This window comes from Lysobacter alkalisoli, from assembly GCF_006547045.1.
Lineage (GTDB): Bacteria > Pseudomonadota > Gammaproteobacteria > Xanthomonadales > Xanthomonadaceae > Marilutibacter > Marilutibacter alkalisoli.
This window is the reverse complement of record NZ_CP041242.1, coordinates 426,616-450,481: the sequence shown is the minus strand read 5'-3', so window position 1 is coordinate 450,481 and position 23,866 is coordinate 426,616. Positions and strand designations below refer to the sequence as shown.

The following is a 23,866-nucleotide window of genomic DNA, read 5'->3' as shown; positions in this document are numbered from 1 at the left end:
GAACTCGTCGTGGGGTTGGAAAACCCTATTGTGGCGGCTGAACGCAAACGCGCCAACCGGTGCAGTACGGCTGAAACCAATGTCCTGCGCGACTTCGCGGGACATCGAGCGCCCGATCGCAAACAAACGCCGGGGTACGGTGGGCCACGGCCGACCTGTATCTGCAATGAAAAGTTCATTCAGCCTGGGCCTGCGCGCCGGGGCGCATTCATGCGTCCGCGGATAGGGTGTGGCCGCCCTGGTTGCACACCCTCCCCCCTGCGCCAGGGCATTCCCCCGATCACAGGAGCCGTAGAAGCTCCAGGAGAATTCGAGATGCGAATCCATCAGACCCTGGCCCTGTTGGGCACCCTGGCCATCACCCCCGTCGCGTTCGCGCAGGACGCGCTCAGCTTCGGCACCTCCACCGGCAAGAACTTTGCGGTGGTAGGCGGCGTCGCCCTCGCCGAGCCGACCGAGAACACCTGGATCGGCGACGAGTCGCGGCTGGAACTGGACGGCAGCAACGCCGCCACCCTGAGCGCGAGCTGGTACGTCAACGACCACATCGCGGTCGAAGCCTGGGGCGCGGCCAGCAAGTTCGGCCACCGCGTCAACGGCGCCGATGGCAAGGCCGGCAGCGTCGACGCACAGCCGTACGCACTGAGCGCCCAGTACCACTTCCGTCCCGCCGACAGTCTGCTGCGCCCGTTCGTGGGTCTGGGCTACTACGAGCAGAACTTCGACAGCGAGACGGTCGAGCCGACCGGCGCTCTGACCGGCCAGCGCCTGGGCGTGGAGACCGCCAAGGGCGCGATGGCGACCGCCGGCGTCGACGTGGCGCTGTCGCCGAGCTGGTTCGCCCGCGCCGACGCGCGCTACCTGAGTGGCGACTCCGACCTGTACCTCGACGGCGAAACCGTCGGCAAGGCCAAGGTCAACCCGGTGGTGCTCGGGGTGGGTATCGGCGCACGGTTCTGATTCCCGGTTGATCTGCTGTTGCAATCGGACGCCCCGCTTCTTGCGGGGCGTTTTTTTTGGTTCTTCACGGATTGCCGGGGAAAGCGCCGGGTCTGTTGGATCACAAGGCGCCGGGGGCGAAGGCCCTTGGATGCGAATGTCCCCCGGCACCGGCCATGGCCGGTACCTCCTCCTTGATTTCGCACCCAAGGGCCTTCGCCCCCGGCGTTCGGACATGGGCGGTAGTTCCAGAAGCAGAATCCCGGGGAGGATCGGCTTCGCGTTTCGGCGTGGCCGCGCGATCCGACGAGGCCTGCCGGCCTTGACGGCGAAATCAAGGAGGAGGCCGCCGCCACAGGCGGCGGCCGGGGGACATTCGCCGTCAAGGCCGGCAGGTCGCGTCGGGACAGCCAGGTTGCAGCGAGAACCGGCGATCGAACACAAATACAAGCGGCAGAAGGCAAGCTCCCGTCACTTGGCAGAAGAAACGTTCTTCTGCCGCAGTGGGGGAAGAGCCCTTATTTCCCGCCGCTGCCTCGCGCGGCCTCGTATACGGCGATGTAGTCGTCCACCGGCATCGATGCGATGACTTCGGCAACCGGTTCGAGCAACAGTCCGTCGAGGGATTTGAAGCGCAGGCAGCACTTGCCCATATCGAACTTCAACCCGGCCTCGGCATAAGCCTCGCGCAGGCGGCGTTCCTGCGCCGAATCGGCATAGGCAGCCATCAGGTAGAGGGTGTAGTGGTTCTTCTGCGCAGCGAGGCTTGCGTAGCTCAACGGCTGTTTGTTGTAGGTCGCCGGATAGCGTGACAGCGGAATGTGCCAGCCGATCATGCCGTAGGCCATGCCCTCTTCGTACCCGGTCGGCATGGCCGCGTTGACGGCATCGCGCACCGTGACAACGATGGCGCGCCTCTCCGGGGGCAGCTCCGCCAGATATTCGTCCACGGTTGCAGCCTTGCTGGTAGCCATCGCGACACCCTTCGATGCAATTGCGGGTACGGCCGAAGATATCGCAATCAGGGATGCTCGGCCTCGACATGCACGCGCTCGCGGCGCAGCAGGTACAGGCCGCTGGCGACGATGATCGCCGCGCCCAGCCAGGTGATGGCATCGGGCAGCACGCCCCACAGGCTCAGGTCGAGCAGCACGCCCCAGACCAGGGCGGTGTATTCCAGCGGCGCGATCAGCGAGGCCTCGCCAACGCGGAATGCTTCGGTGATCGCGTACTGGCCGAGTGCGCCGGCCACGCCCACACCGAGGATCACCCAGCCGTCGGCGGCCCGGATCGGCACCCAGTCCGGCCACGCCAGCGCGCCCGCGCCAACCGCGATCATGGCCATCAGCCAGACCATCATCGACTGCATGCTGTCGGTCCGCCCCAGCACCCGCACCGCGATCGCGCTGAGCGCGTAACCGGTCGCCGCCACCAGCACCGCCAACGCGGCCACGCTGACCAGCCCTTCCCCGCTCGGCCGCAGCAACACCAGCACGCCGAGCAGGCCGATCGCGATCGCGGTCCAGCGCCGCGGCCCGACCCGCTCACCGAGCAGCGGCACCGACAGCGCGGTGATCAGCAGCGGTGCGACGAAGAAGATCGAATACGCGGTCGACAGCGGCAAGGTCTGCAGCGCGTAGACGAAACAGACCATCATGGTCACGCCGAGCACGCCGCGCAGCAGGTGCAGCGACCAGCGATGCACCCGCAGCGAAGCCACGCCGCCCGACCACAGTGCCCAGGCCAGCACGAACGGCAGCGAGGCCGCGCCGCGCAGGCAGGCGACCTGGAACGGTGGATAGCCGGTCGACAGGGTCTTCAACCCGGCATCCATCAGCGAGAAAAAGGCCACCGCGGCGAGCATGGCCAACGGGGCGCGGAGGGAGTAGGTCATTGCCGCAGGCTGGCGATGTCGATCACGAAGCGGTAGCGCACGTCGCCCTTCAACATCCGCTCATAGGCTTCGTTGATGTCGGCGATGTCGATCAGTTCGATGTCCGAGGCGATGCCGTGTGCGGCGCAGAAGTCGAGCATCTCCTGGGTCTCGCGGATGCCGCCGATCATCGAGCCGGCCAGGCGCCGGCGCCGGCTGGTCAGCACGCCGGCCGAGACCGGCATCGGCTCGTCGGGCAGGCCGACCAGCACCATGGTGCCATCGAGACGGAGCAGGTTGAGGTAGGCGTTGTAATCATGCGGCGCGGCGGCGGTGTCGAGGATCAGGTCGAATTGCCGGGCCAGGCGCCTGAACGCCCCGGGCTCGCGGGTGGCGGCGAATTCGTGCGCGCCCAGCGCGAGCGCGTCGTCGCGCTTGGATTCCGACGTGCTCAGCACGGTCACGTGCGTCCCCATCGCCACGGCGAACTTGACGCCCATGTGGCCGAGCCCGCCGAGACCGACCACGGCCACCTTGTCGCCCGGTTTGACGCCGAAGTGTTTCAGCGGCGAGTACGTGGTGATGCCCGCGCACAGCAGCGGCGCGGCGCGGTCGAGCGGGATGGCATCCGGAATACGCAACACGTACTCCGCATCGACGGTGATCCGGGTCGAATAACCGCCATATGTCGGGCGTGATTTGTCGAGGCGGCCGTCGGCGTCGCGATCGAAGCCGTTATAGGTCGCGCTGATGCCAAGGTCGCAGTACTGCTCCTCGCCAGCCTGGCAGGATGGGCAGCGCCGGCAGGAATCGACGAACACCCCGACGCCGACCACGTCGCCGGTCTTGTGCGTGGTAACTGCATCGCCAACGCGGACTACGCGGCCGACGATCTCGTGGCCGGGCACCATCGGGAATCTCGCCGCGCCCCAGTCGTCGCGCACCTGGTGGAGGTCGGAGTGGCAGACGCCGCAATAGAGGATGTCGATCAGGACCTCGTGCGGGCCGGGTTCGCGGCGTTCGATCGAGAATGGCGCCAGCGGCGAACGGGCATCGAGGGCGGCGTAGGCGGGGGTCTGGAGCATGGGGGCTTCCGGTGGGGTACGGCCGGGTCAAGTCTAATCGCCACGGCGCCCGCCGCGCGCGGCGGCCCGCGTGACAGGATCGGGCGACATCGCATGCGGTACCCTTTCGCCCCTGTCCCATCCATGGAGCGCGCCATGCCTTCCTTCGATATCGTTTCCGAAGTCGACAGCCACGAACTGACCAATGCCGTCGACCAGGCCAACCGCGAACTGGGCAACCGCTTCGATTTCAAGGGCGTGGACGCGAAGTTCGCGCTGGACGAGACGGTGATCAGCCTGTCGGCGCCGAGCGATTTCCAGCTCAAGCAGATGAGCGACATTCTCGATGCGCGGCTGATCGCGCGCGGGATCGACGTGCGCTGTCTGGAGCGCGGCGAGATCGAGACCAATGTCGCCGGGGCGCGGCAGAAGGTCACCGTGAAGCAGGGTATCGAGCGCGAGCTGGCGAAGAAGATCCAGGCCGCGATCAAGGCGGCCAAGCTCAAGGTGGACTCGCAGATCAACGGCGACAAGCTGCGGGTGAACGGCAAGAAGCGCGACGACCTGCAGGCGGCGATCGCGCTGCTCAAGGGCGGCGAGTTCGAGCTGCCGTTGCAGTTCGACAATTTCCGCGATTGAGGAGGGGATGGCCTTGCGGGGGCCGCGGTCGGGTATGCCGTGGCAGGACACGCCGTGAATACGTCCATGTAGGCTCTTCCGAAACATCCATGTTTCGGAAGGTCCTGCCACGGCATACCCGCCCGCGCCTGGACAGGCTAATGGCCGCCTCGGAAAGCCAACCCAACAGCAACATGCAGGCACGATGAGTCTGGAAGATCCCATCACTGCCACCCGCCGCTGGCTCGAACGCGCGGTGATCGGGCTGAACCTGTGCCCGTTCGCGAAGGCGGTGTACGTGAAGCGGCAGGTCCGGTTCGTGCCCAGCGAAGCCGACACACCGCAAGCCCTGCTCGAACAGCTCGGCGACGAGTTGCGCCTGCTGCACGCGACAGACCCGGACGAGATCGACACCACGTTGATCGTGCATCCGCAGGTGTTGACCGACTTCCTCGACTACAACGATTTCCTCGACGTCGCCGAGGGGCTGGTGGCGGAGCTTGGGCTGGAAGGCGAGATCCAGATCGCCAGCTTCCACCCCGATTACCGGTTCGCCGGCACCGATGACGACGACATCGGCAACTTCACCAACCGTTCGCCGTATCCGACCCTGCACCTGCTGCGGGAAGCCAGCATCGACCGCGCGGTAGCCGCGTATCCGGATCCGGACGTGATCGTGGAGCGCAATATCGCCACGCTGGAGAAGCTGGGGCGGGAGGGGTGGCGGAAGCTGATGCGGGAGTGAAGGGCACCGCGCGCGCCCGAGCGCCGGAAGGCTATGCCTGAGGGCCGGAGCGCGAAGCGAGGGTCGGAACGAGGGCCGTTTCGATCAGTACCCACGCATCATCCAGACTGTCCACGATGCGATGGCCTAACGCGCGCGTCGCCGTGTCCGGCGCCACCAGGTCGGGCACCTGGATCGGGGTCATCCCGGCCGCAAGCGCGGCGCAGACGCCGGCTGCCGAATCCTCCAGCACCACGCAGCGGGCGGGATCGACATCGAGGCGTTCCGCCGCGAGCAGGTAGATCTCGGGTGCGGGTTTGGACTCGCGGACCTCGTCGCCGGTCACCAGGGTGTCGAAATAACGCGCCAGGCCGCACCGGTCGAGCTTCTGTTCGGTGCGCCAGCGGTGGGTGGATGTCACCACCGCGCGTGGCAGGCTCCGTGCTGCGACCCGGTCGAGCATGCGCTTCACACCGGGACGCAGCGGCAGGCCGGCTTCGACCCTCCGGTCGTACAGTTCGCCCAGGCGCGTGGTCAGCGCTTCGGCCTCGTCGGCCGCAAGGCGGTCATGCAGCATCTGCCGGCAGACCTTGTCCGACAGGCCGACCATCGACAGCCACAGGCTGTCGTCGAGCATGAGTTGCAGCTCGTACGCCGCCTGGCGCCAGCATTCGAGCAGGTTGCGCTCGCTCTCGATCATCGTGCCATCCATGTCGAACAGCAGCGCGGCGGGGGTGAAGTCGATCAGTCGTTTCATCTGGTCGGAACTGCGGCAATCACGTGGCGCGGGCAAGGCCGCAGGCCGCACCCGGGGCGTGTGTCATCGCGGGTGCGGCCTGCGGCCTTGCCCGCGCTACGAGGAGGAGAAAAGCAGTTCCAGGTCATCGGTGTCGAGCGGTCGCCACGCGCCGGCCGGCAGGTCGCCGAGGCTGAGCCCGCCGATGCGGCTGCGGTGCAGCGCCTCGACGTGGTTGCCGACCGCGGCGAACATCCGCCGCACCTGGTGGTAGCGGCCTTCGGTCAATGCGAGCCGGGCGAAACGCGGTTCGACGATCTCCAGTTCGACCGGCGCCAGCGGGGTCTTCTCCGACTCCAGCATCAGCGTGCCGCTGGCGAAGGTTTCCGCCTCGTCGCCACGCAGGTCCGACGCCAGCTGCGCTTCGTAGACCTTCGCCAGCTTCGATTTCGGCGCGATGATCCGGTGCAGCAGCGCACCGTCGTCGGTCATCAGCAGCAGGCCGGTGCTGTCGCGGTCGAGCCGCCCGACCGGCGACAGCGCGGGCGAACGCAGACGGAACCGCGGCGGCAGCAGGTCGTATATGACGCGGCCCGGGTCGCGGGTCGAGCAGGTGTAGCCGGCCGGCTTGTGCAGCATCAGGGCCAGTCCGGCCGGCGGGTCGAGCGGCTCGCCGTCGATGCGGATGTCGGCGTGACCGACCTTGTCGTCGGCGTACAGCACGTCGCCCTCCGGGTCGGTGATGCGTCCCTCGCGGAACATCAGCGCGACCTGCTTGCGGCTGCCGTAGCCGAGGTTGGCGATCAGGCGGACCAGCTTCATCGCAGCGTCTCCGGGTCGACCGGCATGGCGGAGGCCATCACCGGCTACGCCCAGCGCGTGCTTTCACCGCTTTCACGGCTTCCACCACCTTGAAGCCGCCCTGCTGTGCATGCACGCGCACTTCGCCGAAAGCAGCATCGAGCACGTCCTCGTACGGCAGGTGACGGTTGGCGACCATCCACAAACGACCACCCGGCCTGAGCGCATCGGCCGCGACCTGGATGAAGCGGCAACCGATATCCGGCCGATCGCCGCGGCCCTGGGCATGGAACGGCGGGTTCATCACGATCACGTCGTATTCCTTCGACAGGCCGGCGGTTACGTCGTGCCAGTGGAAACCGGCCGGAACCCGGGCGCCGTCGAGATTGCGACGGGCGAGGTCGAGTGCACGCGCCTCGGCCTCATACAGGTCGAGGGCGGTGACGCCTGGGCAACGCGCCAGCAATTCGACCGACAGATAGCCGAAGCCGGCACCGAGATCGGCCACAGCACCGGACAGGTCGGCCGGCAGATGTTCGACCAGCAGCGCCGAGGCCGCGTCGATGCGGTCCCAGGCAAACACGCCGGGCCGGCTCAGGAAACGGCCTCCGGCCACCGAGCGCACCGCATCCAGTGCCGCCCATTCATTGGCCAATGCCGGATCGACCAGAGCGTGCCCGGCCGGATCTTCCAGCGGCGCGCTCCAGAACACCCGGCACTTGTGCTTGCTGTGCACGGCGACCTTGCCCACCAGCCGTCGCAGGTCATCCTCGGCCGAACGCGCACCTTCGCTGTTGGGCACGCAGGCCAGCACCCGGCCGCCCGGCGCGCAGGCAGCGACCGCTCGCGCGAACAGTGCACGCGATTCGTCGCGCTGGCGCGGCGGCAAGAGCATTACCAGGGGATAGCGGTGGCCGGCCGCGTCGGCTTCGGTTTGCACCTGAAGTCCGGAACGCTCCAACGCCTCGGCCTCGGGGCGAAAGCTCTGCTCGCAGACCAGCCCGGGCAATGCTCGCCGATGCAGCGGCCAGCCGTCGCGCGCGCGCAGGAACAGCGCACCCCCGGCCTCCGGCCACTCGAGCAGGCCGGATTCGAACGGCAACATCAGGGTCTGGACGGCATCGTCCTGCGGATTGGCGCGCATGCGGAAGGACAGCGTGGAGGTGCGCGCATTCTATCCGTAGATTGCGCCACCCCCCTCGCATCCGGGAGGCGGCCACGGTCAGCGCCAGCCGGCGGCGCGGGCGGCGCGTTCGCCTTCGGCGTCCAGCGGTTCGCCGTCAATACGTGCATCCACAGCGGCCAGTACGGCGGCCGGCAGCGGGGTCGACGCCAGGCGCAACTCGCCCGTCGGCATGGCATCTGTTTCCTCCAGCACCGGGACATGCCAGCCGGCGTCATCCCGACAGGCCAGGCCCGCCTGCACCCGTGCGCCCTGCAGCGCGAAGCTGCGGCAGTAGCGGCCATCGGTGTCGCGGAAACTGATGCCGATCGAGATGTCGTCATCCGCGCCCGGCGCGCTGGCCAGCCGGACGTCCAGCGCTTCGACCAGACGGCCGTGTGCCTGCAGTTGTCCGCCTGCATCCGCCATCAGCACGCCGCTTCCGCCGCGATCATCGCGCGCATGGAACCATTGCGCGACCAGCATGCCGAGCAGCAGCGACGCGGCCATCGCACCCCATTGCGGCCACGACCACTGCCGTCGAATGCGCACCTCGCGACGGCCGGCGGCGTCGCGGATGTCGGCCACGCCGCCGGCCATCGCAGCCTCGCCGCGCGCGGCGGCCAGCAGCCGCTCCGGCACCGGCTCGTCGGATACGTCGGCGAACGCTGCCGTCAGTCGTGATCGCAGCGCGCGATGCCGCTCCACCTTCGCCGCCAGCGCGGGGTCGGCCGCGATCGCCGCCTCGACCCGAGCGGCATCGGCCGGAGCCAGTTCGCCGTCGGCATGGGCCATCAGCATTTCGTCGTCGATCTTCATCACCTGCCCCGGTCGTAACCTTCAAGCATGTCCTGCAAGGCTTCACGTGCCCGTGCCAGACGGCTGGTCACGGTTCCGATCGGCACGTCCAGCGCCGTGGCCGCCTCGCGATAGGCCAGTCCTTCCACCAGCACCAGCGCGACCACTTCACGCTGTTCCGGAGACAGCCGCGACATCGCGGCCTGTACCGACATCGCCGCCACCTGGCCATCGACCGGCGAGGTACCGACGTGTTCGCCCGCCTCCTCCGGCGCGAACACCTGCTGCCGACGCCCGCGTGCGCGCAACTCGTCGATCCAGGCATTGCGCACGATGCCGAATACCCACGCATCCAGCGACCCGTCCGGGCGCCATTGCGCCCAACGCGCCAGCGCGCGTTCGAGCGCGACCTGGACCAGGTCGTCGGCATCATCCGGGTCGCCGGCAAGGGCACGCGCGAACCGCCGCAGGCGCGGCAGCAACTCGCACAGGTGAGCTTGCATGCGATGGGCGGAATCCATGTCTGTCATTGGATATACGTCCGACGTGCACGATTTCTTCCATGAACCGTGAATGGTTTCATGAACGCATGCCCGCGCAATCGACAAACGGGCATGAAGGCAAGGGCGCGGATGCTAGCATCCCCCGCCATGGGCACTCCGCGAGTACCCGCTCATCCACGGTCGTGACACGGATTCCATGCGCAACCGGCGACATCCCATCAGGCTCCTGGCCGCATTGACGCTGGCGGCATCGACGCTGCTGGCGATTCCGGCGGCGTCCGCGCAGCGGGGACCGCAATCGCTGCCGTTGCAGGCGCAACTGCGCAGCCTGCCGGCCGAGCGCCTTCGGACGCTGCCCGCCTCCCAGGCCGCACTCGACAAAGTGGCTGCGAATGCGTTGACCGCCACCCGCCGGCTCGAGCTCGAGCGCCTCGTGCGCGACCACCGCGACGCGATCGACACCGACCGCGCCGGCGCGCCAGTGGTGCGCAGCGAGATCGTCGCCATCGACCCGAGTGCCGACGCGCTGCAGCGCGCACGCGCCGCCGGTTTCACCGTCGCCAGCGAGCGCGGACTCGACGAACTCGGCCTGCGCATCGTGGTCCTGCGCGCACGCGAGGGCGTGGGCACCCGCGCCGCATTGCGCCGGATGCAACGCCTGGATCCGGACGGCCAGTACGACTACAACCATCTCTATCTCGGCTCGGCGTCCACCGCGAGCCTGCCGACGGCGGCGGTCTCGTCGGCCGGGGGCACTGCGGGCGGTCGCCACGTCCGGGTCGGCCTGGTCGACAGCGGCGTCGACGGTGCCCATCCAGCGCTGGCCGGGGTGGAACTGCAGCCCTGGGGCTGTGGCGGCAGACAACATCCCGACCGTCACGGCACCGCGGTCGCCTCGCTGCTGGCCGGCGACACCGGCCATGGATCGCGCGCTCCCGTGACACTGCTCGCGGCCGACATCTACTGCGGGCAACCGACCGGCGGCGCCGCAACCGGGCTGGCCGAGGCGATGGCCTGGCTGGCGCGGGAGCGGGTCGGCGTGATCAACCTGAGCCTGGTCGGCCCGCACAACCGCCTGCTGGAACGTGTGGTGCAGGCAATGAGCGGACGCGGCCACGTGCTGGTCGCCGCAGTCGGCAATGACGGTCCGGCCGCACCGCCGCTGTACCCGGCCGCGTACCCCGAGGTGATCGGCGTGACCGCGGTCGATGCGCGCCTGCGTGCGCTGCCGGAAGCCGGTCGCGGGCCACAGGTCGACTTCGCCGCTCCCGGCGCGGAGCTGCGGGTGGCGATACCGGGCGGCGGCTGGGACGTGGCCCGCGGCACCTCGTTCGCGGCACCGCTGGTTGCCCGCCTGGCCGCACAGATCGTGCCTGTTGCCAATGCCGATCACGGCGACGGGGTCCGCACCGTGCTGGCCGCACAGGCCAGCGACCTGGGCACGCGCGGACGCGACAACACTTACGGCCATGGCCTGGTCGGGGCCGCGCCGGGCTTCGCCAGCGCCGGTGCGCCGCGATGAACGCGGACTGACCCATCCGGGAAGAAACCCGCATCCCCGGGCGTAATCCCTCCTGAGAGCTGCGGATGGTCCGCGGCACGAAGGAGTCCCCGACATGACCCGCAAGCACCTGTTGACCACGGCGCTGCTTACCGCCCTCTTCTCCCTGCCACATGCGGCCCTGGCCCAGGACGCCGGCGTCGACGTCGAAACCGACATCGAGGCGGTCGCCCACGCAACCGTGCCCACCGGGCAGCTCGCCGACCGCTACGCCGAACTGGCCGGCTCGACCGAGGCCGCGACCGACCTGGTCCACTCGCTGCGAGAGGGTGGCGAAACAGCGGCGGCGATGGGCTATGGCGAAATCAACATGACCCTGGCAATGGCCGAAGCGTTGATCGACAGCGGTGCCGCCGCTGACCTCGACATCGCCCTCGCCGACGTGTTGGGGCTGCGCAGCGATGGCATGGGCTGGGGCGAGATCGCCCAAGAGCTCGGCTTCAACCTCGGCGAACTGGTCAGCGGCTCGGTTCGCGCCGATGCCAGTGCGGTCGGTCGCGCCGATGCCGGCCTGGAGACCGCCGATGAGGCTTCCGCCGGCCGCGCGGGCGCCAACGCCGGTGCCGCCACTTCGCTCGACGCCCGCGCCCAGGCCGCGGCCGGCAAGGACATTGCCGCCAATGCCCGCGTCAACGCACGGATCGACGCCGGCGCCCGTGGCGAAACCTCCGGCCGTCCGGAAGGCGTCGGCCAGCCGGTACTGCCGACCCGTCCGTTGCTGCCCGAACGTCCGCTGCTGCCCGAGCGCCCGCAGCGCCCCGAGCGTCCGCAGCGCGGTGGTCGCTGAACCCGCCTATCCGCTGATGATCGATCCCGGTGGGCGTCGAAGGACGTCCACCGTTTCCACATCTGCAGGACGACCACCCTCATCACAAGGCGAGCTCCTATGATCCGTTCCAGCGTTTTCCCTCTCACCCTGCTCGTGCTCGCCGCACCGGCCGCGGCCGCCGACGGTTTCAGCCTCGGCATCGGCGTCGACTACAGCAGTGGCGACTACGGCAGCGACACCACCACCGACATCCTCTCGATCCCGGTCACCACGCGCGTGGACGTCGGCGACTGGAGCTTCAAAGCCAGTCTGCCGTGGATCCGCGTGGACGGCGACCCGAACGTACTGCCGTCGGTCGGTCTGGTCGACAACCTCAACCCGGTCGGACGTGGCCGCGGCGGCCTGATCGGCGGTCCACCGGCCGACGACGACACCAGCGAGCGCGGCAGTGCGTCCGGCATCGGCGACCTCACCCTGTCGGCGACGTATGCGGTGCCGACCGGCAGTGCGCTCGGCGTCGACCTGACCGCCAAGGCCAAGATCGCGACCGCCGACGAGGACAAGGGCCTGGGCACCGGCGCCAACGACTACGGCGTCGCCGTCGACCTGTACCGCGACTTCGGCGGCACCCTGCTGTTCGGCGGCGTCGGCTACACCTGGCTCGGCGAATCGGACTTCATCGAGGTCGACAGCGTGCTCAGCGGCAACATCGGCCTCGGCTGGCGTACCGGCCAGGGCCGGGTCGGCCTGATGTACGACTACAAGGAGGCGGCCGCCAGCGGCTTCGACGACCGCAGCGACCTGGTCGGCTTCTTCTCCACGCCGACCGGCGAGGACGGCCGGTTCCAGGTCTACCTGAGCAAGGGCCTGTCCGATGGCAGCCCGGACTGGGGCGTCGGCGCCAATTTCCTGCATTCGTTCTGACTGCCGACTCCTGGACCGTCACGCCGCGCCCTGCTCGCCGGGGCGCGGCGCTTTCTTGCAGCGGCCATCGGGAGACCTCACGTCCCTCAATTGTCCAACTCGCGCAGCGTCACCGACGGCGGTGCGTCGAGTACGCGGCGGGTCGCGAACAGGCCGGCGGCCACCGCGGCGAGCAGGCCGAGGCCCCCGCCGAACGCGGCCATCGCCCAGTCCGGGCGCCACGGCAGGTCGAATACCTGCACCGCAACCACGCCGGACAGCAGCGAGGCGGCGAGCGCGGCGACCAGGCCGGCGAGCAGGCCGATCGCGGCGAACTCCGATGCCTGCGCCAGCCGCAGCTGGCGACGGCTGCCACCCAGAGCGCGCATCACCGCGCCTTCCTGCAGCCGCTCGTCCTGGCTGGCACTGACCGCGGCCATCAACACCAGCACCCCGGCCACCAGCGAGAAATAGAACACCACCCGTACCACGGTCGAGACCTGGTCGGCGGTGCTGCGGACCTGGTCGAGCACGGCATCGATATCGATCACCGACAGATTGGGGAACCTGCGCACCAGCTCGGCGGTGAAACGCGGTCGTTCCGGCGGCACGCTGATCGCGGTGATGTGGCTGGCCGGGTAGCCGTCGAGCGCGCCCGGCGAGGCGACCACGAAGAAGTTGGGCTGGAAGCTCTCCCAGTCGACGCTGCGCAGGCTGGTGATGGTGCCCTCGAACGGCTGGCCGGCGACATCGAAGCCGACGCGGTCGCCGATCGTCCAGCCGAGGTTTTCGGCAAACCCTTCTTCCACCGACAGCTCGGGCGCATCCACCGGTCCGCTCCAGAACGTGCCGGCGGTGACCTTGTTGTCGTCGCGCAACGTGTCGGCGACCGACAGGTTGAAGGTGCGCTCGGCCATGCGCTCGGCGCGGCTACCGCGCCCGGCGTAATCCTCGCCAGTCACCGCCTGGCCGTTGTGGGTGGCCAGCCGCGCCTGCACCAGCGGGAACAGTGTTGGCGGCGCCACGTCCTGCGCGGCGATGAATTCGCGCACGGCATCGAGCTGATCCTGCTGCACGTTGATGATGAAGCGGTTCGGCGCCTCGGCCGCGAGCGCGAGCTGCCAACGGTCGAGCAGGTCGGTGCGGACGAAGGTCAGCAGCAGCAGCGCCATCAGCCCAAGCCCGAGTGCGGTGACCTGGGCGATGCTGGTGCCGGCGTGGCGACCGGCATTGGCCAGCCCGTAACGCAGGCTGCCGCGCATCCGCGAGCGCAGGCGTCGGACGAGGAGGATCAGTGCCCATGCCAGCGCTGCAAGCACCGCGAAGGTGGCGAGCAGGCCGACCAGCATCGCCAGCGCCAGCGCGACCGAACCGGCCTGCCACCACAGCAGTGCGGCCAGGCCGAGCAGGCCCGAAGCGGCGACCAGCCACGCCGCCGGTTCGACCTTGTCGAGGTCGCGCCGCAGCACCCGCAACGCCGACACCCGCCGCAAAGCCAGCACCGGCGGCGCGCCGAATGCGAGCAGTACCACCAACCCCACCGCGAAACCGCGCAGTACCGGGGCGATGCCGGCCGAAGGTATCTCTATCTCAAGCGCGTTGGCCAACCAGCCGGCCACCGCCCACTGCAATCCGTAGGCAACCAGCACACCGACCGCGCACGCGGCCAGTCCGAGCATCAGCAGTTCGCCGACATGCACCGCGACCAGGGTGCGCTGTTGCGCGCCGAGGCAGCGCATCACCGCGCTTCCGGACAGGTGGCGCTCGCTATGACGGCGCGCGGCCATCGCCACCGCCACCGCCGCCAGCACCACCGACACCAGCGCTGCCAGGCCAAGGAAACGGCTGCCACGGTCGAGTGCGGAACGGACCTCCGGCCGGGCGTCCTTGATCGTCTGCAGGCGCTGGCCGCGACCGAGTTTCGGTTCAACGGCAGCGATGAAGGCATCCACCGCCTGCGGCGCGCCGGCCACCGCGAGCCGGTAGCGGATCCGGCTGCCTTCCTGGACCAGCCCTGTGTCGGGCAGGTCGGCGAGGTTCATGTACACCTTCGGCGAAATGTTGAAGTAATCGATCTGCGCATCCGGCTCCTGCACCACCACGCCTTCCAGGCGCAGCCGGCTGTCGCCGATGCCGAGCATGTCGCCTGGCCCCGCATCGAGGCGGTCGGCGCCGTCGCGGCTGAGCCAGACCGTGCCCGGCGCCGGGCCGCTTCCGAAGTCGCGATCGATGCCATCCGCATCACGGACGGTGAAGCCGCCTCGCAGGGGATAGCCGTCGCCGAGCACCTGCAGTTCACTCAACTGCAGGCGCATGTCCTCGCCATTGCCGACGGTGACCATGCTGTCGAGTTCGAGCGTCTCCGCGCTGTCCAGGCCTTCCAGCACGGCCGCTTCGCGGATCACGCCGTCGATCGGGGTATCGGCACGCACCAGCGCATCGCCACCGAGCAGGCGGTTGGCCTGCTGTTCCAGCGCGCGCTCGGCACGGTCGGTGACGAAGCCGACCGCGGTCACCGCCAGCACCGCCAGCACCAGTGCGGTGAACAGGATGCGCACGTCGCCGGCACGCAGGTCGCGCCGCAATTGCCGCCAAGCGAGTCCCGCCGTTCTCATGGCGCACTCGCCTGCTGCTCAATGGCATGCCGTTCAACGGCACGCTGTTCAACGGCATGCAGTTCATCGCCGACCAGTCGCCCGCTGTCGAGTCGCAATTGGCGGCGACAGCGGGTGGCGAGGTGACTGTCGTGGGTGACCAGCACCAGGGTGGTGCCGGCATCGGCATTGAGTTCGAACAACAGCTCGATCACCGCCTGGCCGGTATGGGTGTCGAGATTGCCGGTCGGCTCGTCGGCGAACAGCAGCGACGGCCGGGTCACGAACGCGCGCGCCAGTGCCACGCGTTGCTGCTCGCCGCCCGACAGCTGGCGCGGATAATGGCCAAGCCGTTCGCCGAGTCCGACCTTCTCCAGGATCGCGCGTGCCGGTACCTCGACCTCGCGGTCGCCGCGCAGCTCCAGCGGCAGCATCACATTCTCCAGCGCGGTCAGCGAAGGCAGCAGCTGGAAGCTCTGAAACACGAAACCAACCTTCTCGCCACGCACGCGGGCGCGGCCGTCCTCGTCCAGCGTCGACAGCGACGCGCCGTCGAGCCGCACCTCGCCGGTGCTGGGCACGTCCAGTCCGGCCATCAGCGAAAGCAGGGTGCTCTTGCCCGAACCGGAGGCGCCAACGATGGCGACGGTATCGCCGGCCGCGACCTCGAAACCGACATCGGCGAGGATGGTCAGATCGCCACCGGGCAGCGGCACGTGCTTGCCCAGTCCGGCCACCTTCAGGGCGGGCACGGGCGTGGACGTGAATGCGGATGCCGGAACGGCGGTGGCGCGGACTTCAGCTTGTGGTGTGGTGGCGTCGGCCATGATGATTCCCGTTCGCGTCCCGAGGGGACATCTGTAACAGCCCTCATCCCGGCGAAATCCGGGACCCATTGCCGAACCTGAAAGCGGATCCCGGCATTCACCGGAATGACGACAAAGCGAGGACAGAGCGTTGATGGAAAACCTGTCTCCACCATATGCGGCACCAACCGTCCCATCGCAATGGGCCATTCGTTGGGCAAGCCTCACATTACTGGCACTTGCCGCATGGCTGTCGATGCCGGCATTGGCGCAGTCATCGGCGGTTGCATCGGCCACCGCGCACAAGACCGTGCTGGTGATGGGCGACTCGCTGTCGGCCGCGCACAACCTTGCCACGGCCGAAGGCTGGGTGGCGCTGACCGCGGACCGCATCGCGCGGACCCGGCCGGGCTGGAAAGTAGTCAACGCCAGCATCAGCGGCGAGACCACCGCTGGTGGCGCATCGCGCATCGAAGGCGAACTCGCCCGCCATCGCCCGGCCGTGGTGGTGATCGAGCTTGGTGCCAACGACGGCCTGCGCGGCCTGCCGCTGGTGCAGAGCCGGGCCAACCTCGAGCGCATGATCCAGGCGTCGAAGGATTCCGGCGCAAGGGTGCTGCTGATCGGCATGCGCATGCCGCCCAACCTCGGCCGCGCCTATACCGAAAGCTTCTCGGCCAACTATGCCGCCCTCGCCAAGGCGCACGGCATCAGTCTGCTGCCGTTCCTGCTCGAACCCATCGCGCTCGACCGCAATGCATTCCAGGACGACAACCTGCATCCGGTCGCGGCAGCGCAGCCCAGGCTGCGCGATCACGTCTGGACCGCGCTTGAGCCATTGCTCGATTGAAGGTCCGGGCCCGGCTCAGGCGCTGTCGACGTTTGCCGGCAGGCAAGCGGAGCCGCGCCCCAGCTGAGCCTTGCAGCGGAACAGGTCGATATCGTTGATCCTGAGCGTGTTGCGACGTCTGCTGATCAGACCGGTCCGATGCCAGCACTGGAGCTGGGCATTGAGCTTCGGCCGACTGGCGTTGATCATCGCCGCCAGGATGCTCTGGGTCGGGGGCAGCGTCACCACGAACCGGTCCGGGGACGCCGCGGGGGCATCAGGCATGTGGTTCAGCAGGTGGCGCGCCAGCCGCGACTCCAGGCGATGCAGGCACATGGTCTCAAGGCTGTCCACCGCGCGCCGCAGCCGGGTGCACAGCACCGCATAGGCGCGTTCGATCATCGCCGGCTCCGCCACCAGCGCGGCGAAGTGGCGCCGCGCCAGCACCAGCACGGTCGCCGGGCCATAGGCGATCGCGGTGAAGCTGTGCCGACCGCGGTCCAGGAGCGCCGTTTCGCCCACGCTCTCGCCCGGTTCGATGCTGTCCACGATCAGCTCCTGTCCTTCCGGTCCGTACAGGATCTTGTAGACATGCCCGGCCACCACGACACCCATGAACTCGCACGGGTCGTTCTTGAAGAACAGGGCATCGCCATCCCTGAGCCGGCGTTCGATCGCGTAGCGCGCGACGTGCGTCACTATGTAATCGGGAACGCCTTGGAAGAACGCGGAAGCCGCAAGCTGGTGGCGGCGGGCTGCTTCCGCGTCGTCGGCGCCAGGCGCCTGCGGCCGGCTGCGATCACAACCCATGGAAGTGCCCGCCAACCGTTCGCGCGCGCGTTCGTGCGCCATCTGCTTCGACCGTGTTTCGCGGATCTCCCGCGATTCCCGCTGGCTGAGCACGTGTCCCTGTCATCGTGTCCATAGTCCCCTTCCCCAGGACGTGTCAGCAACGACACGGCAGCTCGTGTTGCCCCGACGCTGCGTGCGCGCATCGCCATGCCATCGTCCGGTATTGCATCGACATACATTCCCCCTTTCTTCCTTGCACGGCCCGCGCGCTCGCGAGCCGTCACCCGCCACTTCCGCGACAAGCCGCGCGATACCGGAAGGCCCGGCATCGCGCAGCTTGGGTGCTGGCCTTTGCAGGCCCTCCGACTACAGGCCCTTCGACTGCTGGGGGCCGGAGAACGACTGCAGCACCGAGAGCAGGCTGGTCAGGTTGTCCGAGACCCCGGTCTGGGCGATCTTCTCGGAAGCGCCCGCCGCGGCGGTGGTGTCGACGCTGTAGACCTGCATCACCCCCTGGTTGGTGGCGGCCTGCGACAGCGTGTTCTGCTGCTGCTGGGCCGAGACCGAATTCTCGAACAGGATGCCGGTCGAATGCGCCATCGTCTGGTACATGGACGCGATCGCCATGGCGGGCGCCTCGCCGACGATCTTCACATTGGACTGGGTCACCGCATCGGTGATCTGGTTGTTGACGGAAGTTGGAAATGCCATTTGACTTCTCCTTGCAGCTGGCCTTGTCGGCCACGGGAATGATGTTCACGCAGACAGCCGGCCCATCAGGGCCCGGCCTTCGTTCATCCGCGGAAGGCGTTGAGCACGGTGAGCAGACTGGTCAGATTGTCCGCCACGCCGGTCTGGGCGACCTTCTCGGTGGCGCCGGCAGCCGCCGTGGTGTCGAGGCTGTAGATCTGCATCACGCCCTGGTTGGCGGCGGCCTGCGACAGCGTGTTCTGCTGCTGCTGGGCGGACACGGCGTTCTCGAACAGGATTCCGGTCGAGTGCGCCATGGTCTGGTATATCGAACTCATCGCGAATGCGGGGGATTCGCCCACGACCTTGACGTTGGACTGGGTGACTGCATCGGTGATCTGGTCATTGACCGCGGTTGGGAATGCCATTGCTTCGACTCCTTGGAAGGTTGCGCACGGCCACTGCCGTACGTTTCAGAAAACGTTGCGGGGGCCCATTTGTGAAACCTGGTTCCGTGACACAGGGATGCGCGAAGTCGAACTCTGCGAGACGAAGTTCCATGAAGAGGAATCTCGCGAAACGGAATCGATGCAGCGCGCGAAGAGGCCCGGAACCTCGATCATGACGACGCGTCGGCCGGTCCAGTCTGTCCGGCCGACGATGTCGACGACGGCGATGTCCCCGTCGTCTCCGGAGGTGTTCTCGACAATGCGGCGAGTGCCTGTTCGAGCTGCCGTGTGAGGGGGCCGAACTGCAGCTGGAAGCGCGTCTCGACCTCCTGCTTCACCAAGTTGGCCAGGCGGTCCGCGATCTGCGCGATCACGACATGGCTGCGACCGGCTTCCTGGCCGGCAGGCAGGTGTGAGGGACGCAACGACCCCAGGTCCTCGGCCTTTTCCAGCAGGCGGGCCAGCGCGTGGGTTTCGCTGTCGGCGCCGGAACCCGCCCGCTCGATCTGCCGGGCCGCCTCTTCGCGTACCTGCGAGAGCACTTCTTCGATCGTCCGCTGTCCGGATCTCAGCGCATCGGCAACCACGGCGACCGGGTCCGCGCCGGAAACAGGCATTGGCGTCGCGCGCATGCCTCCGACCACCAGCCGGTCGAGCGTATCGCACTCTTCGGAGGTCAACGGGCGAGCGAGGTAACGCTCGGAGAAACTCCGGATCGCGGCTCGCGTCGGGTCGCTTGCGGACTCCACTGGAGGCGTTCCCGGTCGATTCCCCTCTGCCGGCTGTGGCCGGGCGCCGTCGTGGTCAGGACTTGCCACGACGGTTCGCCAGCAAGTCGGCGTACTTGGCGATGCTCTGATCGATCCGGTCGATCGCGAAGCTCGCCGATTCCGCCTCCATCGCGCCCGCGGCGGCCGCCACCGCGGCAGCCGCGCCCATCATCACGTCGGTTGCGAGCACGCCCACCGCATCCTCGGCCGCCTTCTCCAGCTGCTGGTTGACCAGGCTTTCGGTCATGTCCTTGAGCAGCACGCCCTGGCTGGCCAGAGCCAACTTGCTGACCCCGTCGAAATAGGCCGCCGCGGACTGCGCGACCAGTCCCGCCGCCTGACTGATCATCATGTTGGGCCCGATCGCGACCTGCGACGGCGCATAGGCGACCGTCTCGGCATTGCTCAACTGCACCGCCTGGACGATCTGAGTGTTCAGTGCGGACGTGTCGGGCCGCGCCGCCACCGACTGCGTCATCAGCCGGTCGGTCATCCGGCCAAAAGTCGAGCGCGGCGGGTTCGCCGACGGCTTCGAAGTCGCTTCGCTTGCATTGTCCTTTCCGGCACCCGTCGCGCCGCTCCCGGGCGATGTCGGACCCTCCGTCGCGTCGACCGTCGACGCGGTGGCCGCATCCGCCCCGGCCGTCCCGTCACCGCCCGACCCGGGCTTCCTGCGTCGTTTGAACCAGAATGCCATCGCGATTACCTCCCTTCGGCCCGAAAGGACCCGCCGTCACGGACGTTCGCAGCGATGATGCAAAGCAGCGGGCTCATGGCTTTTCTCCGATCGCCATGATCAGCGTCGCGGCCTTCGACACCACTGCGTTGGATATCTGGTTCAGTGCCTGCTGGCTGTGCACGGCATTCTGCAGCGACAGTCCGGTCGAATGACTCGATACCTGGTAGAGCATCGCGATGGCCTGGGCCGGCGCCTCAGCCACCACTTTCACGTTGGTCTGGGTAACGGCGTCGGTGATCTGGGTGTTGACGGGAAGAGGGTCGGCCATGGCGCAATCCTTGTGTCGGGAACTGGGTCGGGAGCTGGGTCGGGGACGGGACGCCCATCGCGCGGCCGGCTGGCGGGCCGCGCGATGGCCCCGCCTCAAAAGGAACGCCGGCTGCGGCACCTTGTGAACGCGGGAATCCTGGAGCTGGATCCCGATCGCATCGTCCGGGCGGGATATGGCCGCAACTCATGTGCCTGCCCTTCTCGACGTCGCGCTGGCGCACCTCATCTCTGCGCCTGGGGTGAAACGCTTCAGGACGCATCGCGTCCGGCCGGTGCGCTTCTGCGCAACCGCGCCCGTAGCAGTTGCACGCGCTTTCGCGCCAGGGCTTCGCTGATCTCCAGGCGCTCGGCGATAACGGGATACGACAGTTCCTGGACGAACCGGAACCCGAACAGCTGCCGCTGCTCTCGGGTCAGGTGACGGACCGCGCGTACCACGTCATCGAGTTGCTCCTGCAGCTCCAGGCGCTGCATCTGCGAGAGTGCAGGCGACTCCGATGCGGGTGTGTACTCGCTCTGCACATCGACGGCGTCGTCGATGACGGCGCGCTCTCGAAGCTGCTGGCGGACATTGTCGAGGAACACGTGGCGGAGCACGACGAACAGGAATCCGTCCGGGTCGGTCATCGCATCCGGCGATCTGCGCATGAACATCAACGCCTTGATCGCGGTGGCGGACATCAGATCGTCCGCCCTGTCCGGATGGCCATCGGCCAGGCGTCTCGCCCGTCGGAGGAGTTCGGGGTGCATGCGTTTCCATGCAGCTACGAACATGCGGTCCTCGGGACGCAGCGCATCGTTTCGAGACAAGTGGTTCTGCATCGACAACGCTCCGTGTCATGTCTTCCGTCCCGAGTCTGCGCAGGCCACGTCGTGCGCGCTGTCACCTGGGTGACACATCCCCGTGGTCGCACGAACCGCTCGGCGCCGACGAAAGGCGCTTGCATGCCGCGTGTCGACGGCGTATCGTTCGCCGCCTTCCGGTCAGCCGACCAATTCAGTTCCGTCCCGCGAGGACCTGTTTTCCCATGACTTCCATCCGGTACATCGCCAAGTCACCAGCGCTGCGGCCCCACGGCCTCGGCAATGGCGTGGCCATGCGTCCGGACTTCGGCGGTCATGCCGAACCGCGGCGCGACGCGCTGGCCTTGCACGACTGATCTCCAACCGGGAGGTCGGTCACCCCGACCTCCCGAGGAACGCGAACGCCCTCGGGTCTCCGATCCGGGGGCGTTTTCTTTTCCGCGTTCGCAAAGGATCAATCCACTCCACAACGATCATCGCGATTGCATCGCGTCCTCCCGAAGCATCCGTTGCTGCCGTCAATGCAGGCCGCGACGAGGCAGGGAATGCCGTGAAGCGCTGTAGCGCTGTGCCTGGATGCTTCGGCACGGGCGGCGACACGATGCGATCGCACACGAATTGGCGCCTTCGACGAGGCGCCAATGCGGAGCGCCATTCGAGTGATCTCCTGCGGTACGGGCTCACAGTCCCGGCCGGTGCGCGCGGCGCTGCCGTGGCGTATGCCCGAGGCCACGAGAGGGTGTTCCACGTCGGAAGCGATAGCTCAGAGGCAGAGCGGTGGCGCAAGCCACAGGACACGGGTTCGATTCCCGTTCGTTTCGCAATTGGATAGCTCAATTGGGTAGAGCATCGGACTGTTAATCCGAGTGTTGCGGGTTCGATTCCCGCTCCAAACAACGACCTGTCACGTCGTTACTACCGGGACGCAAGTCCCTGCCAGGAAACACCCCGTGCGGGGTTTCGCCAGGCGCGGCGCCATCGGTGTCGCGTGCGACGGAACACCGCAGCGGTGAGATCGCCGGGCCCGCGCCCTCGACGCGGCCGGCGGCGACGCATCGGCATCGCGGCAGCCATATCGCCGTGGTGCAGCGAGCTTCGTCGCCCGCTGCCGGCAGCGCGCCGACTCCGCGGCTTCAACGTCAGGGGTGTTTCCACCATTTTTGTTCTTCTCCCACTTTCGGGGACAACGATTTCGGAAGGAGCCGCTAGCCGGCGGAGTGGGGTCGTAGCTTCAGTGATTTTCCCCTGGACGCCGGCAACGCATCCAGAAGCAGGTGACCCTGCCTTTGCGGGACCGTCCGCGACATGGATGTCGCGGAAGAGCTCCATGGATGGATTTACGCGTGTCCCGCAAAGGCAGGGTCACCTGCTTCCTCGCAGATACACCCGCAGTTGGGAGAAGAACCATTTTTCTTGCTCCTCGCACATGCGGAGTTTCACAAACAGCATGCGGCAACCGGTTCCCCGCACTCAAGCGGACCGGAACACCAGAGCCAACAAGGAGGACATTCCGATGTTCTGGACCAAGAGGGTCGTGATCGGTGACGGCGAGCGCGGCCTGGTGTATCGCAACCGTCAATTCGAGCAGGTGCTGGCCGCGGGCGTGTACCGCTGGTTCGACCCGTTCGGGCGGATCGAAGTGAAGACGTTCAACATCGCCATGCCGGAGTACGCCGGGCACGATGTCGACGCCCTGATCGCACGCCTGGGCGAGCGCCTGGACGAGGTGTTCGTGCGCGTAGATCTCGAGGCCGATGAAGTCGGCCTGGTCATGCGCAACGGCAAGCTCGAGGACGTGCTCGCACCGGGCATGCGTCGGCTGTACTGGCGTGGCCTGGTCGAGGTGGCGGTGGAGCGCGTGTCGCTCGCCGACGGCCTCGAGCTGCGTGCCGACGTGCTGATGCGCCTGCGCCAGCTGGGTCTGTTGTCCAGGGTCGCGGTGGCGGTCGAGGTGCCGGCGGAATTTGCCGGCCTGGTCTTCATCGACGGCAAGCTCGCGCGCGTGCTCGAGGCCGGCAGCTACGCCTTCTGGAACTTCCGCAAGAACGTGGTCGCCCAGACCATCGATCTGCGCGTGCAGTCGATGGAGGTCTCCGGCCAGGAGCTGCTGACCCGCGACAAGGTCAGCCTGCGCGTGAATCTGGCGGCCAGCATCCGCATCACCGATCCGGTCGCGGCCGTGACCCGCGTCGCCAAGCACGGCGACTACGTCTACCGCGAACTGCAGTACGGCCTGCGCAAGGCGGTCGCCGCCAAGACGCTGGACGAGCTGCTCGGCGACAAGGCCTCGCTGGACGCCGACATCTTCGCCTACGTGCACGGTCGCGTCGGCGAGTTCGGCACCGAGGTGCTCGGCGTCGGCGTCAAGGACGTGATCCTGCCGGGCGAGATGAAGGACATCCTCAACAGCGTCGTGCAGGCGGAGAAGTCGGCCCAGGCCAACGTGATCCGCCGTCGCGAGGAGGCGAACGCAACCCGTTCCCTGCTCAACACCGCGAAGCTGATCGAGGGCAGCCCGGTGCTGATGCGCCTGAAGGAGCTGGAGGCTCTGGAGAAGGTGACCGAGAAGATCGGTTCGATGACCGTCTTCGGCGGCCTCGACGGCGTCGTGAAGCAGCTGGTCACGATGAAGCAGTAACGAAGCAGTAACCTCCGGGTAGCGCATGGACGCG

26 protein-coding genes and 1 tRNA gene are annotated in these 23,866 nt (G+C 67.8%); 10 read left to right on the top strand and 17 right to left on the bottom strand.

Annotated features, from left to right (window positions below):
• The first annotated feature begins 315 nt into the window (after nucleotides 1–315).
• Complete coding sequence (locus FKV23_RS01965; RefSeq protein WP_141622345.1) at nucleotides 316–960, top strand: OmpW/AlkL family protein; 645 nt, start codon at nucleotides 316–318, stop codon at nucleotides 958–960.
• Between the two features lie 497 nt (nucleotides 961–1,457).
• Here FKV23_RS01965 and FKV23_RS01960 read toward each other — a convergent pair whose 3' ends face one another.
• From FKV23_RS01960 to FKV23_RS01950, 3 genes are read right to left on the bottom strand one after another with little or no spacing between them, the layout of a single operon-like run.
• Complete coding sequence (locus tag FKV23_RS01960; RefSeq protein WP_141622344.1) at nucleotides 1,458–1,913, bottom strand: DUF1801 domain-containing protein; 456 nt, start codon at nucleotides 1,911–1,913, stop codon at nucleotides 1,458–1,460.
• Between the two features lie 47 nt (nucleotides 1,914–1,960).
• Nucleotides 1,961–2,833, bottom strand: a complete 873-nt coding sequence (locus FKV23_RS01955; protein ID WP_244244072.1) for a DMT family transporter — start codon at nucleotides 2,831–2,833, stop codon at nucleotides 1,961–1,963.
• Nucleotides 2,830–3,897 (bottom strand): NAD(P)-dependent alcohol dehydrogenase, encoded by a 1,068-nt coding sequence (locus FKV23_RS01950; RefSeq protein WP_141622343.1) that lies wholly within the window; start codon nucleotides 3,895–3,897, stop codon nucleotides 2,830–2,832. The genes FKV23_RS01955 and FKV23_RS01950 overlap by 4 nt, the downstream gene beginning before the upstream one ends.
• 135 nt (nucleotides 3,898–4,032) lie before the next feature.
• Between FKV23_RS01950 and FKV23_RS01945 the strand changes: the two genes are divergently transcribed.
• Together FKV23_RS01945 and FKV23_RS01940 are read left to right on the top strand one after the other, a co-directional pair.
• Nucleotides 4,033–4,515 carry a YajQ family cyclic di-GMP-binding protein gene (locus tag FKV23_RS01945; RefSeq protein WP_141622342.1) on the top strand — a complete coding sequence of 161 codons (483 nt, stop codon included), beginning with the start codon at nucleotides 4,033–4,035 and terminating at the stop codon, nucleotides 4,513–4,515.
• A gap of 184 nt (nucleotides 4,516–4,699) precedes the next feature.
• Nucleotides 4,700–5,239 (top strand): DUF1415 domain-containing protein, encoded by a 540-nt coding sequence (locus FKV23_RS01940; protein ID WP_141622341.1) that lies wholly within the window; start codon nucleotides 4,700–4,702, stop codon nucleotides 5,237–5,239.
• Between the two features lie 31 nt (nucleotides 5,240–5,270).
• Here FKV23_RS01940 and FKV23_RS01935 read toward each other — a convergent pair whose 3' ends face one another.
• The 5 genes from FKV23_RS01935 to FKV23_RS01915 form a co-directional block, all read right to left on the bottom strand.
• Entirely contained in the window at nucleotides 5,271–5,975 is a 705-nt protein-coding gene (locus FKV23_RS01935) for an HAD family hydrolase (RefSeq protein WP_141622340.1), read from the bottom strand.
• A 96-nt stretch (nucleotides 5,976–6,071) separates the two neighbouring features.
• The gene (locus FKV23_RS01930) at nucleotides 6,072–6,776 is read right to left on the bottom strand and encodes a pseudouridine synthase (protein WP_141622339.1); all 705 of its coding nucleotides are present in this window, start codon (nucleotides 6,774–6,776) and stop codon (nucleotides 6,072–6,074) included.
• Between the two features lie 37 nt (nucleotides 6,777–6,813).
• A complete protein-coding gene (locus FKV23_RS01925; protein WP_141622338.1) occupies nucleotides 6,814–7,899 on the bottom strand; it encodes a class I SAM-dependent methyltransferase in 1,086 nt (361 codons plus the stop codon).
• A gap of 78 nt (nucleotides 7,900–7,977) precedes the next feature.
• Nucleotides 7,978–8,736 (bottom strand): hypothetical protein, encoded by a 759-nt coding sequence (locus FKV23_RS01920; RefSeq protein ID WP_141622337.1) that lies wholly within the window; start codon nucleotides 8,734–8,736, stop codon nucleotides 7,978–7,980.
• A complete protein-coding gene (locus tag FKV23_RS01915) occupies nucleotides 8,736–9,218 on the bottom strand; it encodes an RNA polymerase sigma factor (protein ID WP_244244071.1) in 483 nt (160 codons plus the stop codon). Before FKV23_RS01915 ends, FKV23_RS01920 begins: the two co-directional genes overlap by 1 nt.
• Before the next feature lie 196 nt (nucleotides 9,219–9,414).
• On the opposite strand from FKV23_RS01915, the gene FKV23_RS01910 reads away from it, so the two are divergent.
• The 3 genes from FKV23_RS01910 (at nucleotide 9,415) to FKV23_RS01900 (ending at nucleotide 12,472) form a co-directional block, all read left to right on the top strand.
• On the top strand, nucleotides 9,415–10,740 hold the full coding sequence (locus FKV23_RS01910; RefSeq protein WP_141622335.1) for a S8 family serine peptidase: 1,326 nt from the start codon (nucleotides 9,415–9,417) through the stop codon (nucleotides 10,738–10,740).
• 94 nt (nucleotides 10,741–10,834) lie between these two features.
• A complete protein-coding gene (locus FKV23_RS01905; protein ID WP_141622334.1) occupies nucleotides 10,835–11,566 on the top strand; it encodes a hypothetical protein in 732 nt (243 codons plus the stop codon).
• 99 nt (nucleotides 11,567–11,665) lie between these two features.
• Nucleotides 11,666–12,472, top strand: a complete 807-nt coding sequence (locus tag FKV23_RS01900) for a transporter (RefSeq protein ID WP_141622333.1) — start codon at nucleotides 11,666–11,668, stop codon at nucleotides 12,470–12,472.
• Nucleotides 12,473–12,558: 86 nt separating this feature from the next.
• Here the strand turns inward: FKV23_RS01900 and FKV23_RS01895 are convergent, their stop codons facing one another.
• Both FKV23_RS01895 and FKV23_RS01890 read right to left on the bottom strand, forming a co-directional pair.
• Nucleotides 12,559–15,066, bottom strand: coding sequence for an ABC transporter permease (locus tag FKV23_RS01895; protein WP_141622332.1), 2,508 nt, complete (start codon nucleotides 15,064–15,066; stop codon nucleotides 12,559–12,561).
• The gene (locus tag FKV23_RS01890) at nucleotides 15,063–15,872 is read right to left on the bottom strand and encodes an ABC transporter ATP-binding protein (protein WP_141622331.1); all 810 of its coding nucleotides are present in this window, start codon (nucleotides 15,870–15,872) and stop codon (nucleotides 15,063–15,065) included. The genes FKV23_RS01895 and FKV23_RS01890 overlap by 4 nt, the downstream gene beginning before the upstream one ends.
• A 235-nt stretch (nucleotides 15,873–16,107) precedes the next feature.
• Here FKV23_RS01890 and FKV23_RS01885 point away from each other — a divergent pair, with 235 nt between their 5' ends.
• On the top strand, nucleotides 16,108–16,701 hold the full coding sequence (locus FKV23_RS01885; protein ID WP_141622330.1) for an arylesterase: 594 nt from the start codon (nucleotides 16,108–16,110) through the stop codon (nucleotides 16,699–16,701).
• Nucleotides 16,702–16,716: 15 nt separating this feature from the next.
• On the opposite strand, the gene FKV23_RS01880 is transcribed toward FKV23_RS01885, so the two are convergent.
• From FKV23_RS01880 to FKV23_RS01850, 7 genes are all read right to left on the bottom strand, one after another.
• Nucleotides 16,717–17,379: a Crp/Fnr family transcriptional regulator gene (locus FKV23_RS01880; protein ID WP_167284893.1), complete on the bottom strand. Its 663-nt coding sequence runs from the start codon at nucleotides 17,377–17,379 to the stop codon at nucleotides 16,717–16,719.
• Between the two features lie 459 nt (nucleotides 17,380–17,838).
• Nucleotides 17,839–18,183: a RebB family R body protein gene (locus FKV23_RS01875; RefSeq protein WP_141622328.1), complete on the bottom strand. Its 345-nt coding sequence runs from the start codon at nucleotides 18,181–18,183 to the stop codon at nucleotides 17,839–17,841.
• Between the two features lie 83 nt (nucleotides 18,184–18,266).
• Complete coding sequence (locus FKV23_RS01870) at nucleotides 18,267–18,590, bottom strand: RebB family R body protein (protein WP_141622327.1); 324 nt, start codon at nucleotides 18,588–18,590, stop codon at nucleotides 18,267–18,269.
• 191 nt (nucleotides 18,591–18,781) lie between these two features.
• A complete protein-coding gene (locus tag FKV23_RS01865; RefSeq protein WP_141622326.1) occupies nucleotides 18,782–19,360 on the bottom strand; it encodes a hypothetical protein in 579 nt (192 codons plus the stop codon).
• A gap of 55 nt (nucleotides 19,361–19,415) precedes the next feature.
• On the bottom strand, nucleotides 19,416–20,078 hold the full coding sequence (locus tag FKV23_RS01860) for a hypothetical protein (RefSeq protein WP_141622325.1): 663 nt from the start codon (nucleotides 20,076–20,078) through the stop codon (nucleotides 19,416–19,418).
• 73 nt (nucleotides 20,079–20,151) lie between these two features.
• Entirely contained in the window at nucleotides 20,152–20,388 is a 237-nt protein-coding gene (locus FKV23_RS01855) for a RebB family R body protein (protein ID WP_141622324.1), read from the bottom strand.
• 251 nt (nucleotides 20,389–20,639) lie between these two features.
• A complete protein-coding gene (locus FKV23_RS01850) occupies nucleotides 20,640–21,140 on the bottom strand; it encodes an RNA polymerase sigma factor (RefSeq protein ID WP_167284892.1) in 501 nt (166 codons plus the stop codon).
• A gap of 278 nt (nucleotides 21,141–21,418) precedes the next feature.
• Between FKV23_RS01850 and FKV23_RS17640 the strand changes: the two genes are divergently transcribed.
• From FKV23_RS17640 to FKV23_RS01835, 3 genes are all read left to right on the top strand, one after another.
• Complete coding sequence (locus tag FKV23_RS17640) at nucleotides 21,419–21,550, top strand: hypothetical protein (RefSeq protein WP_279633025.1); 132 nt, start codon at nucleotides 21,419–21,421, stop codon at nucleotides 21,548–21,550.
• 396 nt (nucleotides 21,551–21,946) lie between these two features.
• Nucleotides 21,947–22,015, top strand: a tRNA-OTHER gene (locus FKV23_RS01845).
• A 692-nt stretch (nucleotides 22,016–22,707) separates the two neighbouring features.
• Complete coding sequence (locus FKV23_RS01835) at nucleotides 22,708–23,832, top strand: slipin family protein (protein WP_167284891.1); 1,125 nt, start codon at nucleotides 22,708–22,710, stop codon at nucleotides 23,830–23,832.
• Nucleotides 23,833–23,866: the final 34 nt, after the last annotated feature.